Origin of the sequence: Flavobacterium adiutor, assembly GCF_048282555.1 — a bacterium.
Classification (GTDB): domain Bacteria; phylum Bacteroidota; class Bacteroidia; order Flavobacteriales; family Flavobacteriaceae; genus Flavobacterium.
Genome location: NZ_CP182487.1, coordinates 2216795 through 2235322, shown reverse-complemented (window position 1 = coordinate 2235322; position 18528 = coordinate 2216795). Strand labels below are relative to the sequence as shown.

Genomic DNA, 18528 nt, shown 5'->3' with positions numbered 1-18528 from the left:
AAATGAAAAGAATATTCATTACAGGGTTCGCATTATTGGCTTTATTCCAATTAAAAGCGCAAAATATACCTTCTGATTCGACGGCTTATAAAAGCAAAAAGCTAAAACTTGAAGAGGTTAATTTAGTATCCAGTTATTATAAACAGGATGGTAATAATTCAGCTGTCGGCGGAGGAATCGGATCACAGCATTTAACCGATATAGCGAACACCATTGATGTTAAGCTGATTAAATACGGCGAAACAGGAATTAAACATACGTTTGATATTGAAGCTGGAATCGATCATTATACTTCGGCTTCTTCCGATATGGTTGACCTGAGCGCTAACTCTTCTGCTTCTTCTTCGGATAACCGCTTCTACCCTTCTTTAAGCTATCTTAGAGAGAATGAAGAAAAAGGCAGGACTTTGGGCATAGGTGTTTCATCCTCAACTGAATTTGATTATCAGTCTTTTGGAGCAAACATTAGCTTCTCGCAAAAAACAAAAAATAAGAATGGTGAATTTACTGCTAAATTTCAAACCTTTATTGATCAGTTAAAGCTTATTAAACCGATAGAACTGCGTACTCCGGACGAGGGTTACGGAAGTGCAAACCGAAACACTTTTGCTGGGACATTAAGCTATTCTCAAATCATCAACCAAAGGCTTCAGGTGATGGTTGTAGCAGACCTTATCAGTCAGAGCGGCTACCTAACTCTTCCTTTCCACAGGGTTTATTTTGCGGATAATTCAGTTCATCAGGAAAAAATGCCAGATACCAGACTTAAAATCCCGTTGGGAATAAGAGCCAGTTATTTTTTAGGCGATAATATTATCATCAGAGCTTACTACAGGTATTATACTGATGACTGGAACTTAAAAGCCCATACGGCTGACCTTGAAATACCGGTTAAGTTAACGCAGGCATTTTCGCTAAGTCCTTTTTACAGATATTATACCCAGAGTGCTGCAAAATATTTCAAACCTTATGGAGCTCATACTGATTCTGATGTATTTTACACCAGCAATTATGACTTATCGAAATTTGACAGCAGCTTTTTTGGAATGGGCATGAAGTTTACTCCTCCGGATGGCATTTTTGGGCTGAAAAACTGGAATACAATTGAAATTCGATACGGACATTATGATAGATCCAACAATCTGACTTCAGATATCATTAGCCTTAATATTAAATATAAATAATAGGGCTTAAGACTGAAAATCAAAAGACGTTTTAACAATTTTATATATTCAATAATCCTGATGTTCTGAAAAGAAAACAGCGGGATTATTGAAATATGTAAAACAAAAAAGATTAAAATTTAAATTGTTTTATTTAATTAGGAAAGACATAATTCTCAAATTTTTATTCCATCGGTGATTCTCCGTTTAAAAATTTGCCGTATACCTTTTGAGTTCCTCTTCTGTTTTCTCCAGCAAGCGTTCCAAAAGCATTATTTTATCTTTATAAAGCTGCACTACAAAATGATTGTGGCAATGCTTGGTCTTGCTCTCAGATTCGTTTTCTTTTTTCCCAATCGGAGATAAATCATTTTTAAACTGCAGTATCTCCACTATCGTAATTTCAAATACAGTTGCAATTTCTTGTAGTTTTAAAAGTGTTATTTCTGTTTTTCCTTTTTCAATTTTACTATAGGCTGCCTGACTTATATCCAGTTTTTGAGCCATATACTCCTGCGTGTAATTCTTTAATTCCCTAATATTTTTAATATTTTCTTTTACACGGTCTGTCATTATGTTTTTCATTATAAAATTAAAATCGGCAAATAATATAGTATTTTACTTCTGCTAAACAAATAAAGAAAATAATCAGCTATGAAAACAATAACAAATGTTATTGCTTTCATGTTGTATCATTCATATATTTTAAACGGCTCAAATGAACCGGAGTAATATTAAGATAAGATGCGATATAGTGCTGAGGCACACGCTGATGTATATTTGGAAATCGTTTATTCATATCTCTGTAACGTACCATAGGAGTATTTACATACAATGCTTTGATTTTTTCATTCACCAAAAAAAAATACTCTTCAGTAATTCGTCTTCCCAATTTTTCTCCATACTTTAATACACGATAAATATTTTCAAGCATTTCAAACGATATTACAAGTACGTCTGTATCTTCCATAGCCTGAATTGAAAAGCCAGAAGGAATCCTTTTCAAGAAACTCTCATAATCGGTACTAAAAGTATTCTCTAAACAAAAATGAAACGTTTTCTCCTCATCCTTATCATCTATAAAATAGATACGAAGCAATCCTTTTGTAACAAAATAAATTTTGGTACATATTTCTCCTTCCTTTAAGAGTATATCTTTTTTTTTATAAACTTCGCAGCTTAGCATACTAACACAATGTTTAAATTCTGAATCTGAAATATCAATATACTGCCTAATAAGCTGATAAAGCGCGAATATCCCATTATTTTCTAATTCCGAATCTTCCTCCATGTATTAGTGTGGTACTTTACTGTTTTTAAAACAAAAATACGGATCAGTATATTGTGAATTTAAGAATGAAAAGCCAAATAATATTTAAAAAATTATGTCTCTAACACAGAAAAATCATCAAAAAAAAAACTCCAAAAACAGAGCTTTTGGAGTTTTTTATTCATTGCAATTGCTGTAAGTTTCAATAATTCAGGTTCAAGCCAAGGCCTATTCCCATATCACTGTCGTAATGTATGGTGAGTCCAAAATTCTTTCCTGTTATATATTTCAAACCTGCCATATATTCTTGATCAGTATTCCACATCAGGTTCATTCGAAGCCTTTTCGAAAGAGGAATATCCATGCGTTCCAGCTGAAAGCGGAAATTACCATCAGTAAAAACTTCTGCCTGTGCTATAATGAGCATAGGCAGAGTGTAATTGACACCGACGCTAAATACAGCCCTTTCATTTTTAGTATTACTTTGTCCAAAGAGATTCTTTTCGCGATCTCCCATCTCCATCTTACGGTATCTCCAGTCAAAGCCAATAAAAGGCATCAGCCATTGCATTTTACCAATATACCTTCCAATATGGGTTTCTGTTTCGTAACCGTGCATATCGGTATAACCTAACCTCCATTCTGTTCCTATACTCCATCGCGTATTTTGATACATCGCTTCACCGTCGTTACCGTTGGTAGCAAAATCATTTTCTGTCATAAAATGGAACATCCTGTCATCAGCAAAGAGTTTTCTTTGAGCTGCTTTGGGATTCGGAATTTCCAGGTTAGACTTTTGATTTTCATAGCTAAAAATCCTACCCATACCACTCATCATATGATAAAGAATATGGCAATGAAAAAACCAGTCTCCTTCAGCATTAGCAGTAAATTCTATCGTATCAGTTTCCATTGGCATGATATCAACCACATTTTTTAGCGGTGAATAATCCCCCTGATCATTAATCAGACGAAAATCATGGCCATGCAAATGCATTGGATGACGCATCATAGAACCATTGTACAATACAATACGCACATTCTCTCCTTTTTTGATCAGGATTTTATCTGTTTCAGATACTACTTTATTGTCCAGGCTCCAGACATAACGATTCATATTGCCGGTAAGCTCAAACCGAAGTTCTTTGACAGGTGCATCCTTGGGAAGGGTCGTTTTAATGGTCGATTTAAGCATACTGTAATTTAAGGTTACAATATCAGATAATGCATTACTGTCGTATTGCAGCGCACCTTCCTTGGTATGATTTTCATGAGAAGAATTTGCTTTTTTAACTGCTTCACCTGTAATTTCCGGATACATGACTACATTCATATCCATTTGATTCAGGGACATACTCATGCCCATATCATCCAGATCTCCATCCATTTTCATCATGCCGTTCATCATCTTCATTCCTTCAAAATATTTTAATTTGGGAAGTGGCTCGACAAGCTGTTTGATTCCCGAACCAATATATAAAGAGGCCGATTTAGTTCTGTCTTCCGGTGTTGCTAAAAACTCGTATGCTGTTTGATCTGCCGGAATAGTAACCACGAGATCATAAGTTTCGGATACTGCAATAAGCAGACGATCTACTTCTACAGGCTCTACATCGTTTCCGTCATTGGCCACGACCGTAATTTTACCACCAGCGTAGGTAAGCCAAAAATTACTCGAAGCCCCTCCATTGGAAACTCTTAAACGGACTTTATCTCCTGCTTTGAAGTGAGAAAGCTGACTTTCATTTTTGCCATTAATAAAAAAACGGTCGTAGTAAACATCACTTACGTCCATGGCGTTCATTCGTTTCCATTCATTGACCACTTTCGTAAAAAAATGTCCCTGCCTGATGGCTTCTGCATAGCTTTGAGTAGTTCCTTTTTTTATTGCAAACCAATCACTCGCATTGTGCAAAAGCCTGTGGATGTTATGAGGTTTCATATCAGTCCATTCACTTAAAACAACCGGAACGGTTGGCAGATCATCAATGCCTTTTCTAAAAGCAGGATCATCTTCTTTTTTATTGATGATAAAGGATCCGTACATTCCTATTTGTTCCTGAAGTCCAGTGTGACTGTGATACCAGTGTGTTCCATGCTGAATTATGGGAAAGGTATATTTATACACTGTATGAGGTTTTATAGGCAGTTGAGTCAGATAAGGAACCCCGTCTTCTTTATTAGGCAAGAATAGTCCATGCCAATGAAGCGAAGTTTCTTCATCCATTTCATTGTGTACATAAATTTCGGCAACATCCCCTTCTGTAAAAGTAAGTGTCGGCATCGGAATTTGTCCATTAACGGCAATAGCTCTTTTTTGTTTGCCTGTGAAATTGACAAGTGTATCCCTGACATAAAGGTCGTACCGTACCACATTTTGCGCACTTGCTGTTACAGCAATCAGCAATAGTATATAGATTGATTTCATTCTTTAAATTGCATTATTGAATGGTTTCTGTCGTTTTACCACAGCTTAGCATCTTAGAACCATAATAGGGATTTTTTATGGTATTCTCCTTACTTAACCAGTTAGCATCTGCCATTGGACAATATTGGTAATAAACGGGCGCTGCTCCTTTCGAAATTTTAAGCAACTCATAGAGGTTTTTAGATAATTCTTTAAAACTTTCTCTTTGTTTGTCAATTCCTTTGGCTGTTGCTATCGCACTCGATTGAGCTTTTAATACTGAATTTACTTTCATCCAGATTTTATGTTCTTGTTCAGATAATGATTCCATTTTTACAGTCGAAATAGCATCCAGCAATACCTTTGCTTTGGCAGCCACCGCTTCGGTATCAGACTGTATAAAAGCATCATTAAGAGCAAAATAAGAATCATAAACTCTTTGAAAAGGACCTATTTGAACTGTATCATCATATACGTTATGAGAAATAGAAGTCATTTCAGATTTTGGTTCAGCTTTTTTTAATTCCCTTACATATTTACAACATTCAGGCAGTTTGTTGTAAGCTGGTTGTGGCGCTAAAAAACTGCTATTGTCATAACCGGCTAAAGCAATACGCTTTAAAATCTGATCAGTATTTGTTTTTTTGGAATCATAAGTAATAGCTGCTGTTTGGGTATTTTTATCCCAGCTAAGGGCAGCGACATTTTTTTGATTCCCTGCCTGTTCTATATTGTTCTTGCACATAGAACAATTTCCATATATTTTGATGTTCTCAGTAATAGCATTTTTAATCTGAGAATGGCTAAAAGCGGATAACAACAGGAACATTCCCATCATTATATTTTTGAATGAATACATAATAGTTTTTTTTAAAAGAATAATATAAATCAAATTACAGCAACTTTTTCAAAGCGCTGTTGAATTGAAAAACAACTGATATAATTAAATCCTGAGCATTAACTGCTCGTAAATGGACAGAACTTTGGCTGTCACTCTATTCTTTTAACCTATCTTAGGGATTAGCCAAAGTGATCCGTAACCTGTGGATATAGGAGTTTGCAAATCTGGGAATCTTTGCGCTGCATAAGCTATTTTAATTACAGCATTAGAAGTAACAGTTGAGATAAAGAATAAAAATACTGAGCATGAAAAAGTACAGGTACATTTTGTATGTGTACATTTTTCGCCATTACAATTATGATTTTTATTTTGGAAATCAGATGATTTACAACAGGAATGCTCTTTTATATTCTTTATAGAAATCTGATCTTGGGAAGGAGATTTGAACGATTCAATGTTACAAGACATAGCGCTGCCAGGCATAAGCAAGAAGCCAAAAGTAAATAATAGTAAAAGAAAAATCCCTCTCATTATTTCCTGTAATATTTTACAAAGATATAAAATCTGTATTCATCTTATGCATGATTAACGTTGCGTTAGTATAGGTAAAACTAAAAAGGAAAGGTTTATTTGAATATTTTATACTTATCGAAATAAAACATCATGTATTAAAAAAGGTAAATACGGCTCCTTTCAGAATACCGTATTTATCCAACTAATTCAATTTTTATAAACTTGCTTTTACTTCACCGCAAGTCAGCATATTTTTTGGGTAATAGGGATTTTTGATTTCCTTACTGTCACTTGTCCACGCTGCCCCTGTCATTGGGCAAACCTGAAGATACAATGTGGCGTCCTCAGCCTTAAATTTTGGAGCTAAATCCCAGAATTTAACCGAAAGCTCCTGAACAATTTCACGCTGTTTATTAATATTTTTTGTAGCTGCTACCTGACTTACAAGATCAATGATTACTTTTCTTTTTGCAGTAGCCTCATTCATTTGTTCAAGCGTCAGTTTTTTAAATTTGAAGTTTTTTAATGAGGTCTTTAATGCAGCAGCACTTTTAGAAGCAGTAAGACTATCTGATAAGACAAGGCTGTTTTTTAAAGCGAGGTAATTATTTGTGATTTCTTTTTTTTGTGCTTCACGTTTTGCTACTAAATCAGGTGTAACTTCTTGTTTTGATGTTAACTGTGCCTGCATGAATGTGCTTAAGCAAATAAATGCTGTTGCTAGTATTTTTTTCATATATCTGTTTTATTCAATTTTGAAATAATTTTGTCAATCTCGATCAGAATACTTTCGAAGTGATCTTTATTAATTCCTGTTGCTGAATTCATTAATCTGGTAACATCAGCTCTTAATTTTACTAAGTGCTGTTTCCCATATATAACTACATCACTGCGTTGTGCTGTATTTAATGCTTTTCCGGGTTCTAGTTCCTTTGGTAACAACAACATAACCAATTTTTCAATATAAGACCGCTGAAGGCTTCTTCTGTAAAAATCCTGCTTTTCATCACCGCTTAATTTTACCCAAACTGTCTGCTGCAAATCGTTTAAAAATTCAGGAACGGTATATGATCCTTCAAATTGCATTGATTTAAGACTGATGTTATAAAGCATGCCCGAACTTAATAGCATATTTAATACCTGGTTTTGCTGGTCTAGTATTTCGTCAGCTGATTTTAAACGAATAAGCTGGCCAATTTCCTGAGGATACATCCACAGAGGAGCAACAAACAATTGTCTTCCTATATAATCGATAGCAGCTTTTACTTTTGCTTTTGGGACTGGCTGATATACAATTCCTTTTTCATCAACTGTTCTTTTTGTAACGTAGTTATTGCCAATGTTTTTCAGTACATGATACAAATACCTTGAATATTGTAAGATAACTGCTTTATGCATATCTTCTAAATTTTCATAAGCATCATTTGGCTCATAAGTCCATTCTATCAGTTTAGGTACAACACGTTTTAAATTTTTAATTCCGTAATCACTGGCAAGCACTGAGTCATCCCCCAAATCTTCTGACTGGCTTCGTGGATCTTCGTCTTTTCCTTCGCCCCCAAACCATAATTTAGGATTGGCTGTCAAACTGTCTGTAGCCATTTTACTTAGTATTTTTTCTTCTTCAAACTCATCTTTTGCGTTTGGAAGATAGCTGTATCCCCATTTAATTGCCCATTTGTCGTACATTCCAATTCTAGGGTAAATTCCTGCCGGGCCAATATTATCTTCCGGTTGTGCGACATAATTAAAACGGGCATAATCCATTATAGAAACTGTATGTCCATTTGCTTCCACCCATTTTTTATCACGAAGTTTTTCTACCGGAGTAGCACTGCTTGCTCCCATATTGTGACGTAAACCAATAGTATGTCCAATTTCATGAGAAGAGACAAAACGAATTAACTGCCCCATTAGTTCATCATCTAAGTGCATTTTTCTGGCTTTTGGGTCTAAAGGTCCAGCCTGAATCATATACCATCTCTGTACCAGTCTCATAACATTATGATACCAGCCCACATGGCTTTCAATAATTTCGCCGCTTCTCGGATCACTTACACGCGGTCCGTAAGCATTAGGCGTTTCTGAAGCATAATATCGTATTACAGAATACCTTGCGTCTTCAAGACTCATTGTTTTATCATCTTCAGGCCATTCTTTACCTACAATAGCATTTTTAAAACCTGCTGCTTCAAAAGCTTTCTGCCAGTCGTTGATACCTGCAATTAAATACGGTCTCCATTTTTTTGGAGTAGCGGGATCAATGTAATAAACGATTTGCTTTTTGGGTTCAACCAATTCTCCTCTTAGGTATTTTTTGATGTCTTTGTCTTTTGGCTCCAGACGATAACGCTGAATAATAAATTTTTTCTCAACACGCTGCTGGTCGTCATCAAACAAAACATATTTATTGGCAAAATAGCCTACCCTCTCATCGGCAAAACGTTTGCGCATTGGCGTTTTTGGCAGCAATACAATTGAAGTATTCAATCTTATTGTTACTGTTCCGCTGCTTGCCAAAGAATTCGTATAGGTTCTTGTTGATTTTACTTCAATATTAATTGGATACGTTTCAATACTTTCAATAAAAGATTTATCATCAGCAAGTGTAGTTAATTTTTTTTCGGTTTTCTCTTTGGTTTCCAGAGAAAACATGGCATTATCTTTTTTGAAGGCATCGGTAACATCAATCACAACATATCCGTTATCTGGGTTTGTTGTTTTTATTGGAAAAGCACCTACAATAGGATTTTCGTTACTTCCTGCCAATGCTTTTGCCAGCATCGAATCTGCATTACGAACATCTTGTCTGTATTGCAATGATCTTAAAAAAACAGTATTATTAGCCCCTTTTTCAAAATAAATGGTCTGCTCATTCGCTTTTTCACCTCCAAAAATCCCCATTCCTTCGGGTGTTGAAAGATATCGGGTTACTACCAGCAAGTATCTGTTAAACAAAGTATCGGGAATTTGAAAATAATATTTCGTATCTACCTGACTCACCGTAAAAAGACCTGCTTTGCTTTTGGCCTTATCTGTAATTACTTTGTTGTAAGCCTGCATTCCTTTCGGCTGTGTACTTGTACTGGTACTATCTGCTTTTTTTTCTGCCGTGTTTTGAGAAAAACCATGCTGCTGTGTAGCCAGCAGCATGATTAAAATTATAAATAATTTATTCATCTGGATTAAAATGGAACTTTTTCGTCCGTGTTTAATGTAAGTTTTGGATTTTTCATCAAAGCCGTTAAAGGAAACGGTACGATGTACAATTTCGAGTTAGGTTGTAATGTATATGTTTTTTGCGGAACAGTTTTGTTAACAAGAGGGAATACCCTTGTAATTGTTTTTGCATATTCCGACTCTGTATTTAATCGTTTAAGATCGAAGAAACGATTAAAACCAAACATCAATTCTTTTCTGCGTTCATTGATCACCAATTCCATTGTTTCTTTTCGGGTAGCCGGAACCGTTAAATTTACCGTACCGGATAAAATACGTTTTGCTCTCAATTGATTTAAAACAGCAACAGCTTCAGTAAATTTATTTTCTCTCGCATAACATTCAGCTAGCATAAGATAAACTTCTGTTGTTTTCATTCCGACTGTTGGGTAAAAAAATCGGGTATATTGCGTTCCCCAATAAGCCGTATTAGAACCCTGATCCAGATTGGTTGTACTGGTAGTATTAAAAAATAAATTAAACCGTGCATCATTAGTACCGAATAGCGCTCTGAGCTCAGGACTTATAATATATAGCTGTCCAAAGTTCATTTCATTATAACCTGTCATGTACATATAGCTGAGTACTTCTACATTACTTGCCGCCGGAACAGCAACAGCAGTCGGGCCTCCCTGAGCGCTGTAAGATACCATATCAAATATCTTATTATTGTAACTTAGTGACTTTTCCGCAGCTTCTTTTGCTTTGTCAATCTCACGTTTAAAAAGATGTACTTTGGCTTTAAATGCATAACCGAATGCCAGTGACGGATGGTAAACATCAAGAGGTTTTTCCTGAAGATATGGTAATGCTTCTTCAATGTCTTTTTGAATAAAATCGTACACCTGTGCTACTGTTGCTTTTGACGGCTGTGCTTCTAAATCGAATTTATCCATGATACAAATACCACCATCGGTAGCCGCAGTTTGCGGATCATACCCTTTTGCATAATGGTTAACTAACAAAAAGTGATCGTATGCTCTGTAAATTTTGGCTTCTGCTTTTGCTAATTGTTTAGTGCTTCCTTCTCCTTTGCTGTCATCAACCAAGGAAATAATGGTATTCCATCTGTTGATATAAGTGTAAGCCTGGTTATAAAAGCTTGAACCTGTCATCAAAGAAACCCTGTCAGTAGTTTCATCAAAAGTAAAATTGATGGTATTGATATTAGGAGTTACTCCTATTACATTTGATTCTTTCATCCATTGGTCATCTACCAAATACTGAAAGTTGTTAATCGGATAACCTCTTCCCGGCAGGGATACCATTTCATGAAATTGATCTGCAGTCTCAACAACTAAAGATCCCTTCGGTGTAAGGTCTGTATATTCTTCGCAGGATGCTGCACCAAACATTACCAGCGACAGCATTATAATATGTATCTTTTTCATTTTTTTTAAAGGGTTAGGTTAAAACCAAATAAATAAGTTTTAGGCAATGGCAAATTACGTGTGCCGGAGTTCGCAGAATAAACTTCAGGATCAATATGGTTTCCGGCTGCACTCCAATACCAGATATTGTTTACCTGGAAAGTGAATTTTGCTGATTCCATTTTGATTTTGTTTGCGAGATTTTTCGGAAGACTGTAACCTAATGAAATGTTTCGAAGCTTGATATAATCACCATCAACCACATTCACATCGGAATTTCTCCATTGGCTGCTGATGGTCCCGGCATAAGATCTTACATTTTCTGCGAAATCAACATATAAACGTGTATTACCATTTGGATTTGCATCTGTGTAACGATCTGTAATACCTGAAAGATTTACAGCGTCAGTACTCATGTCGATAGTTTCCTTACGCATAACATTTCCTCCTGAGAAAACAAACAGCATATTCAAATCAAATCCTCTATACGAGAATCGCTGTGAAAATGAACCTGTATAAGTTGGGGTTAAGCTTCCCATTTTTACAAGCGCATTCGGATTGGTAACTGTTTTTATATTCGTTGATATTGGGTTTCCATTAGCATCAAAAGTGATTGACGGATTTCCATTTTCATCCAGAACATAAGGGTATCCGTTAACTGTACCTCCATATTTGTAAGCGTAAAGATTGTTGAATACATCTCCTTCGAAAAAGTAATTTGTTGGTGCACTAACATACACAGATGACGTTGATTGTGCTCTGGTCACTTTTTCAATAGTAGTTTTGTTGTAGCCAAAAACCACATTAGAATTAATACGGAAATTACCATTATTATACCATTCAGAACCAACAGTAAATTCAACCCCTCTGTTTAATAAAGCTCCAGCATTGATTCTTCTGCTTGTAGCTCCAACAGTAGGATCTAAATCGGTTGTTGCCAATAAATCACTGCTCAGTTTACGATAAACATCAATACTACCTGTCAGTTTGTGGTTTACTACTGTATAATCTAAACCTAAGTTGGTTGTTTGTGTTTTTTCCCATCTTAACATTGGATTTGGTTGAGAGGTAATGTTGATATATTGTAAAGACTGATATAAGTTGTCATTTCTTCTTGTAGCAGTTACATAAGGTGTTGTGCTTTGATCGATATTTCCACTCACACCATAAGTAGCTCTGAATTTAAGCATGTTGACCCATTTTACGTCTTTCATGAAGTCTTCATTACTAATATTCCATCCTAAACCTGCAGACCATAATGGACGGTTTTTATATTTAGAATCTACTCCAAATAAATCTGCACGGTCCACACGGTAACTTCCTGTTACGTTATATTTAGATAAATAAGTATAACCTGCTGTACTAAAGACAGAAAAATAATGATGTAAAACTTCCGTTTGTGATCTTGATATAGCTGACAAAGTGGTATTATTTCCATAAATATAACTAGGAACTCCTGTTTGGCTAAGTGAAAGGTTATTCAAAGTCGCAGAAGTAAGTGTTACTGGGTCATAGCCATATCGCAGCTGCTCAACACCTCTCGGCACAAAAGTTTCACGCATTTCAAAACCTGCTACAGCGTTTACAGAATGTTTCCCTTCGCTAAAGTCCTGATTAAAATCTAACTGGTTTCTAAAAGAATAATTGCTAGCCTGGCTGCTCCATTGTTTGTAACGTCCTCCTGCAGAAAAACCGTCAACGTATGTGTAAACATTTGTAGTAGGGTTATATCCGGTTAGCGCATTAATAGCGTAACGCATTTTATAAGAGTCAACGGCATAATACTGATCGTTATCATTTTTTCTTAATTCATATTGGAATTGTGTATTAAAGCTTAAGCCTTTCCATATCTTAGCACGGAGGTTTGTAAAAGCCCTTAAACCTAACGAATTTTCATGTGTAATACCCTCTTTAAGAGCATCTAACACATTAAAGCTTACTGATTTAAAACCACTTAAACTGTTAATTTTTGCAGCCATAGCAGGATTAATAACACTACTCCCTGTAAAACCATCTTTAATACCTACAAACGGTGATATGACAAGATCTCCATTATCATCTGTAATACGCTCATATCTTTTCTGGATGTCATACTTACCCAAATCAGAATCAGTAACATCGTCATTCGTATAGGTTGCATTTATCCCGAAAGTTGCATTTAACCAGTTATTAATCTGAAAACTACTTTTTGCATAAAGATTAAACGCCTGACTTGTGTTATTTACGATACGATTATCTGCGGCGTCATAATTAAAGGAAACATACGTATTTTGCTTAGTGGTACTTCCTGAAAATGCCATATTGTAACGCTGTCTGAATTCGTTTTGCCATACATTATCACGATAATCTTTTATGTAATCATTTTTTCTCCATTGAGCGATAGTAGTATCGTAATCTGCACTGCTCACTTTTCCATCTTCCAAATCCCTGTTAAGATGGTATAGAGGGCTGTAATATTTTGGGCTGCTGCTTCCAATATCGCCGTAAGCGTTGAACATGGTAGCTGTATTGGCAAATCTGGCTCTTTCCCTGTTATACACAGCTTGCTCAAAATCGATCAAATCACTTGTTGAAGCATAATTCATATCCCTTATATTCGGTTTTGTAGAAATAAAGAAATCCGAATTCAAACTCACTTTTAGCTTACCATTTCCTTTTTTAGTCGTCAAAACGATAATACCGTTTGCAGCTCTTGAACCATAAATAGATCCTGCTGCAGCATCTTTAAGAACATTGACACTTTCAATATCATACGGATTAATCTGATCAAGAGTCAATTCGGTTGGCAGACCGTCTATAACTATAAGCGGGCTGTAACCTACTTCCAAAGAAGAAAAAGTACCTATACCCCTTAATATAGGTGTATCAGCTGAAGCTCCTGTTGGGTTTTTCTGAAACATCAAACCTGCCACACGTCCCTCAAGAGCAGATGCTAAATTGGTATTGATATTTTCGTTTAATACTTTTTCATCTATTTTGGTAATAGAACCGGTAGAATGACTTCTGCTTAGTGTCTGAAATCCTGTCACAACGACATCTTTCATTACAGCAACTTTATCTTCGACAACAAGTGTTAACTGGTTGCGTCCATCGATGGCAAAAGATTTTTTTTGAATAGTTAATCCGGTACATTCTAATATACCATCCAGTGGCGCATTATCAAAAGAAAAACTACCATCAAAATCAGTTATACTATGCTTGTTTGTACCGGAAATTGTAACATTTACTCCCGGAAACGGTTCATTTTTGTTATTTAATACTTTTCCTTGTATTCTTCCGGATCCGTTTCCCCGCTTTTCCTCTTTTTCTTTTATTTCAGTTACCACTATTGTTTGATTGGTAAGTGAATATTTTAAGTTTTGTGAATTAAAAATTTGATTCAGCGTTTCTTTTAAACCTGAATTCTTAACATTAATTGTTACCGGTTTAGAATCTTTTAGCAGTTTTTGTGTATAAAAAACTTCGTAATTAGCCTGTTTTGCTACTTCCTTCAGAACTGTCTCAAGCGGAGCATCCTTAAAATTAATAGTAACATTTTGTGCAAGTCCTGTATAACTGCATAAAAGCATAAACAGGGCACTTAATATCCAGGAATAATTACGAAAATGAAGTCCTGGAATCATTTTCCAGAGTTCTTTGTAAGGTTTTTTTGGTTGTAAATTAAATTTCATACATTTACATTTAGTTATAGTTAAACAATAGTGGAAAACTTATATTGGCTATCAACTTTTTAACAACCAGAAGCATCGCAACTGCCTCTGGTTTTTTAGTTTTAAGCTCAACATAATCGGGTAAATTTAACATCACGGATACACAATGATAGTTTTTCCTTCGACCTTAAATTTTATATTACTAAGCTCAAGTACTTTTAATACTTCAGATAAATTTTTATTCATAAACGTACCACCGTTAAACCTTACATCCGATACATCGCCACGGTATTCTACTTTAATTCCGTACCAGCGTTCCAATTGCTTCATTACTGTTTTCAGGTCGGCATTATCAAATTTAAATCGGCCATTTTTCCAGGCAATAGTGGCTTCTGTATCTACCTTTCGAATGATAATCCTGCTAACATTATCAGATACATTTGATTGTTCTCCCGGTTTTAATATTGCCTTTTGATTTTTAGAAGTAACTGCTACACTTCCTTCCAGTAGTGTTGTTTTAACAACTGGCTCATTATGGTAAGCATGAAGGTTAAAATGAGTTCCTAGTACTTCTATAGACTGAGTACCTGATTTTACAATAAAAGGTTTGTTTTTATTTTTGGCTACTTCAAAGTAAGCCTCACCTTCTAACTCTACGATTCTTTCTTTACCATTAAAACGGGTTGGGTATTTAATAGAAGAAACGGTGTTTAGATATACTTTGGTTCCATCCTCCAAAACAATATTGTATTGTCCTCCAGTTGGTGTTGAAAGTGTATTAAACGAATTGGCATCAGCTTTTGAAACATCAGCATCAGGATTTATGGTATAAGTAATAACCCCTTTAGCATCCATTTTAATTGTAACTTCCTGTTTTTCTCCTTCTTTGGCAATAGTTTCTTTTGCAGCAACATCAGAAAGTACAATTTGCTTCCCATTTGAAAGCGTCAAAATACCTCTGTTACCTCCAGGGGCAATTTCTTTTGGTTTTTCAGTAACTTCTATAATTTGTTCTTTTGGCTTTGTAAAATAAAATATTCCTGTTCCGAGCAATAAAACTATTGACGCTGCTGCAGCATATTTATAAAACTGGTTTTTATTTTTTTCCGGACTAATATTTTTGTCAATAACTTTCCATGCGGTATCCAGATTTACATCCACGATGTCTATTTGATAGTTATTTTGAACTTTAGCAAAATAAGCTCTATTAGCTGCAGATTGATTGTACCATAAATCAAAAACTGATTCTTCTTCGGGGGTAAGAGTATTATGTATTTTCTTTATGATCAGTCTAAACTCCATTTTCAGAATCTCTTTAAATTAACAATTACCTGATGTAATTTATAACTAAGACAACTGAAACTAAAGAATGGGTGACAAAAGTTTAAGAAAAAGTGAAGAAAAAATTAAATTATACATAAATAATAACAACTTTCTTACAAATAAATAGATAATAATGCTAATATAAAAACCAACGATTCACTGATTTTTATTTTTGCTCTCTTAAGCTGCGTTTTTACAGTGTTTACAGAAATCCCCATTTCATCAGCAATTTCTTCGTATTTATAATTTTCAATAAATTTTAGTTTGAAAACCTGACGCATACATTCCGGAAAAGTTTCAATAATTTTGAGAATATGATGATAAAGAATCGTTTTCTCTTCTTCAGAAATCAAATCTAAATCTTCCTCTGAAACCAGCATTGAATTTAAATCAATGACATTTAAATCATCTGTTAATTTTAGCGTTTTCAGGTAATTTAAGCATTTGTTGCGTACCATTGCATACAGGTAAGCTTTAAGAGACGTTTTTATTTCTATATTTTTTGCATTTTCCCATAACGAAATAAATACTTCCTGTACAGCATCTTCACTTGCTTCCTGATCGAATAAAAAGTTATTGGCATAGATAACCAGCCCTTTATAAAAATGGTCAAATACATTTTTATAAACGGATTTATTTTGATTTTGAAGTTCTTTTAAGACAATATCTATTTCCAATATAAGTATAAAAAAGCAAATAGGCTACAAAAAACAAATCTATGTATTTTTAATTTTTCAGCAAATTAAGGATTGAATTTCTTTGAATAACTACAAAAAAAGACATTATATTCCCATATTTTTTTGAATATAAAAAAAATACGATATTAAAATTACAATAAAAAAACAATATTAGTATTTCTCTTACTACGCAAATTATCTTGTTTAGTACTATTTATCTGAATGATGTTTCTCTCTGCTACTAATTTACGGATATAATAGTAACTACGTTTGTAAAACCAAACTCGATTTACTAAATTATTAACGCAAACTCTTACACTTTCCTAACCTGCTTTTGATGCCGATAATAAAATCTGCCCGAGCATCGTCGTATCCATTTTTTCAGTAGCAAACTTGCTGTCTTTGATATTAGTTTTAGAAATCAATTAAATATCATTAGCAAATTCATTTTTAAAAGATTAATTCTTAATTTTAATCAGTGTTTGATTTCAAAAAACTAACCTTCTAAACCACCAAAGATGAAAAAAACATTCCTTTTATTCCTAATCGTTACTTTATATTCCTTTAGTACTGCTGAAGAAACAATAATTATTTCCGGTAAAATCATAAATACAGAAAATAAAACCATTAGAATTAAAGGAGAATTACTCGACAAAGAAATAAAGCTCAAATCAGATGGCAGTTTTTCAGAAAACCTGAAATTAGAATTTGAAGGTATATATACAATCGAAACTACTAAAAACAGTATTCCTATGTATCTGTCTAAAGATTACAAACTGGAAATATATGCTGATGATGTAAACCTGAATGCCACTTTAAAATTTACAGGCAAAGGATATATAGAGAATCAATATCTTGCTAAAAAACAGCTTATAAATTCTGCAACTCCCGATGATCGACTTTATAAACTTAATGAAAAAGAATTCCTGAAAAGGCTTCACGAAATAAAAACTTCCGTTAATAATTTATATCTCAAAACAAAATTTACTGATGTCGGATTCAAAGAAAAAGAAGCCAGAAGCATTTATTATTTGGAACAAAAGCATATATTATTCTATAAAAAATATCATTATTACTATGCCCAATTAGATAGTTTTAAAGTTTCCGAAACATATCCAAAATTTGATGAAGGAATTGACATGGACAATAATTCTAATTTTCTATTCTCAAACCATTATCAGGACATTGTGATGCAGAAGTTCTATGAAAATGTAAAAGCAGATGAAGACAGTCCAATGATTTCAACAAAAAATGCAATTCCGCAAATTAAAGCTTTAAAAAGTCAAAGCATCAAAAATCGTTTAATTGAAAATTTATCGTATGATGTGAACATTCAGAATAAGAGTTATGACGAAGTGTATCAGGAATTTTTATCGATTACAAACAATCCAATATTAAAAGAAAAACTTACAGCAAATTATAACACCGCAAATGCTTTACGGCCTGGAAATGTAGCTCCGGGATTTAATTATGAAAATCAAAAAGGAGGAAAAACTTCTTTAGAAGATCTCAAAGGAAAATATGTTTACATTGATCTTTGGGCAACATGGTGTGGTCCGTGTCGTGAGCAAATCCCGTTTCTTCAAAAAGTAGAAGAACAGTATAAAGGAAAAAATATTGAGTTTGTCAGTATTTCAATAGATGCAATAAACGATCAGCCGAAATGGAGTAAATTTGTTGTGGAAAAACAATTAGGCGGGATTCAATTATTGGCAGAAAATGAATGGGAATCTAAAATCATAAAAGATTACAGTGTTCGGGGAGTTCCCACATTTATCCTTATTGACCCTAATGGTAATATTGTTAGTGCATACGCCCCAAAACCATCTGACCCAAAACTTATTGAATTATTAAACAGTTTGAAAATCTAATTCTCCATTCATGAGCTTCTCGTTTTTGACAGGCATCTTAATTTATTAATTTTCAGCAGTAACTGTTTGCGAAGTGTAAACATTTAGGGTAATTCACAGGTTGTTATATGTAAATATTTAAATTTACAAATTAAATGTTAAATTAGCATACTATCATACTCACTATTAAACACTTGTGAATTTATAGCCCGATAGATACCCAAAACCGAAATTTATTGAGTTGA

At 34.3% G+C, this 18528-nt stretch carries 13 protein-coding genes; 2 read left to right on the top strand and 11 right to left on the bottom strand.

The genetic code is table 11. From position 1 onward, the window contains the following. Positions 1-2: 2 nt before the first annotated feature. Positions 3-1184: a DUF3570 domain-containing protein gene (locus ACNC7R_RS09610; RefSeq protein ID WP_417940812.1), complete on the top strand. Its 1182-nt coding sequence runs from the start codon at positions 3-5 to the stop codon at positions 1182-1184. A gap of 186 nt (positions 1185-1370) precedes the next feature. Here ACNC7R_RS09610 and ACNC7R_RS09605 read toward each other — a convergent pair whose 3' ends face one another. From ACNC7R_RS09605 to ACNC7R_RS09555, 11 genes are all read right to left on the bottom strand, one after another. Then, positions 1371-1748, bottom strand: coding sequence for a helix-turn-helix domain-containing protein (locus tag ACNC7R_RS09605; RefSeq protein WP_417940810.1), 378 nt, complete (start codon positions 1746-1748; stop codon positions 1371-1373). 97 nt (positions 1749-1845) lie between these two features. Beyond that, positions 1846-2454: a Crp/Fnr family transcriptional regulator gene (locus ACNC7R_RS09600; protein ID WP_417940808.1), complete on the bottom strand. Its 609-nt coding sequence runs from the start codon at positions 2452-2454 to the stop codon at positions 1846-1848. Positions 2455-2635: 181 nt separating this feature from the next. Then, positions 2636-4861: a multicopper oxidase family protein gene (locus ACNC7R_RS09595; RefSeq protein WP_417940806.1), complete on the bottom strand. Its 2226-nt coding sequence runs from the start codon at positions 4859-4861 to the stop codon at positions 2636-2638. 13 nt (positions 4862-4874) lie between these two features. Beyond that, positions 4875-5699 (bottom strand): DUF3347 domain-containing protein, encoded by an 825-nt coding sequence (locus tag ACNC7R_RS09590; protein WP_417940804.1) that lies wholly within the window; start codon positions 5697-5699, stop codon positions 4875-4877. A gap of 144 nt (positions 5700-5843) precedes the next feature. After that, positions 5844-6212, bottom strand: a complete 369-nt coding sequence (locus ACNC7R_RS09585; RefSeq protein WP_417940802.1) for a hypothetical protein — start codon at positions 6210-6212, stop codon at positions 5844-5846. 196 nt (positions 6213-6408) lie between these two features. After that, the gene (locus ACNC7R_RS09580) at positions 6409-6930 is read right to left on the bottom strand and encodes a DUF3347 domain-containing protein (RefSeq protein WP_417940800.1); all 522 of its coding nucleotides are present in this window, start codon (positions 6928-6930) and stop codon (positions 6409-6411) included. Further along, the gene (locus ACNC7R_RS09575) at positions 6927-9374 is read right to left on the bottom strand and encodes a zinc-dependent metalloprotease (RefSeq protein ID WP_417940798.1); all 2448 of its coding nucleotides are present in this window, start codon (positions 9372-9374) and stop codon (positions 6927-6929) included. The genes ACNC7R_RS09580 and ACNC7R_RS09575 overlap by 4 nt, the downstream gene beginning before the upstream one ends. Before the next feature lie 5 nt (positions 9375-9379). Then, positions 9380-10804, bottom strand: a complete 1425-nt coding sequence (locus tag ACNC7R_RS09570; RefSeq protein WP_417940796.1) for a RagB/SusD family nutrient uptake outer membrane protein — start codon at positions 10802-10804, stop codon at positions 9380-9382. A 5-nt stretch (positions 10805-10809) separates the two neighbouring features. Further along, complete coding sequence (locus tag ACNC7R_RS09565; protein ID WP_417940794.1) at positions 10810-14454, bottom strand: SusC/RagA family TonB-linked outer membrane protein; 3645 nt, start codon at positions 14452-14454, stop codon at positions 10810-10812. Between the two features lie 132 nt (positions 14455-14586). Continuing rightward, positions 14587-15735 (bottom strand): FecR family protein, encoded by a 1149-nt coding sequence (locus tag ACNC7R_RS09560; protein ID WP_417940792.1) that lies wholly within the window; start codon positions 15733-15735, stop codon positions 14587-14589. 134 nt (positions 15736-15869) lie between these two features. Beyond that, positions 15870-16433, bottom strand: coding sequence for an RNA polymerase sigma-70 factor (locus ACNC7R_RS09555; protein WP_417940790.1), 564 nt, complete (start codon positions 16431-16433; stop codon positions 15870-15872). A gap of 518 nt (positions 16434-16951) precedes the next feature. On the opposite strand from ACNC7R_RS09555, the gene ACNC7R_RS09550 reads away from it, so the two are divergent. Then, positions 16952-18304 (top strand): TlpA family protein disulfide reductase, encoded by a 1353-nt coding sequence (locus ACNC7R_RS09550; RefSeq protein ID WP_417940788.1) that lies wholly within the window; start codon positions 16952-16954, stop codon positions 18302-18304. The last annotated feature ends 224 nt before the right edge of the window (positions 18305-18528 follow it).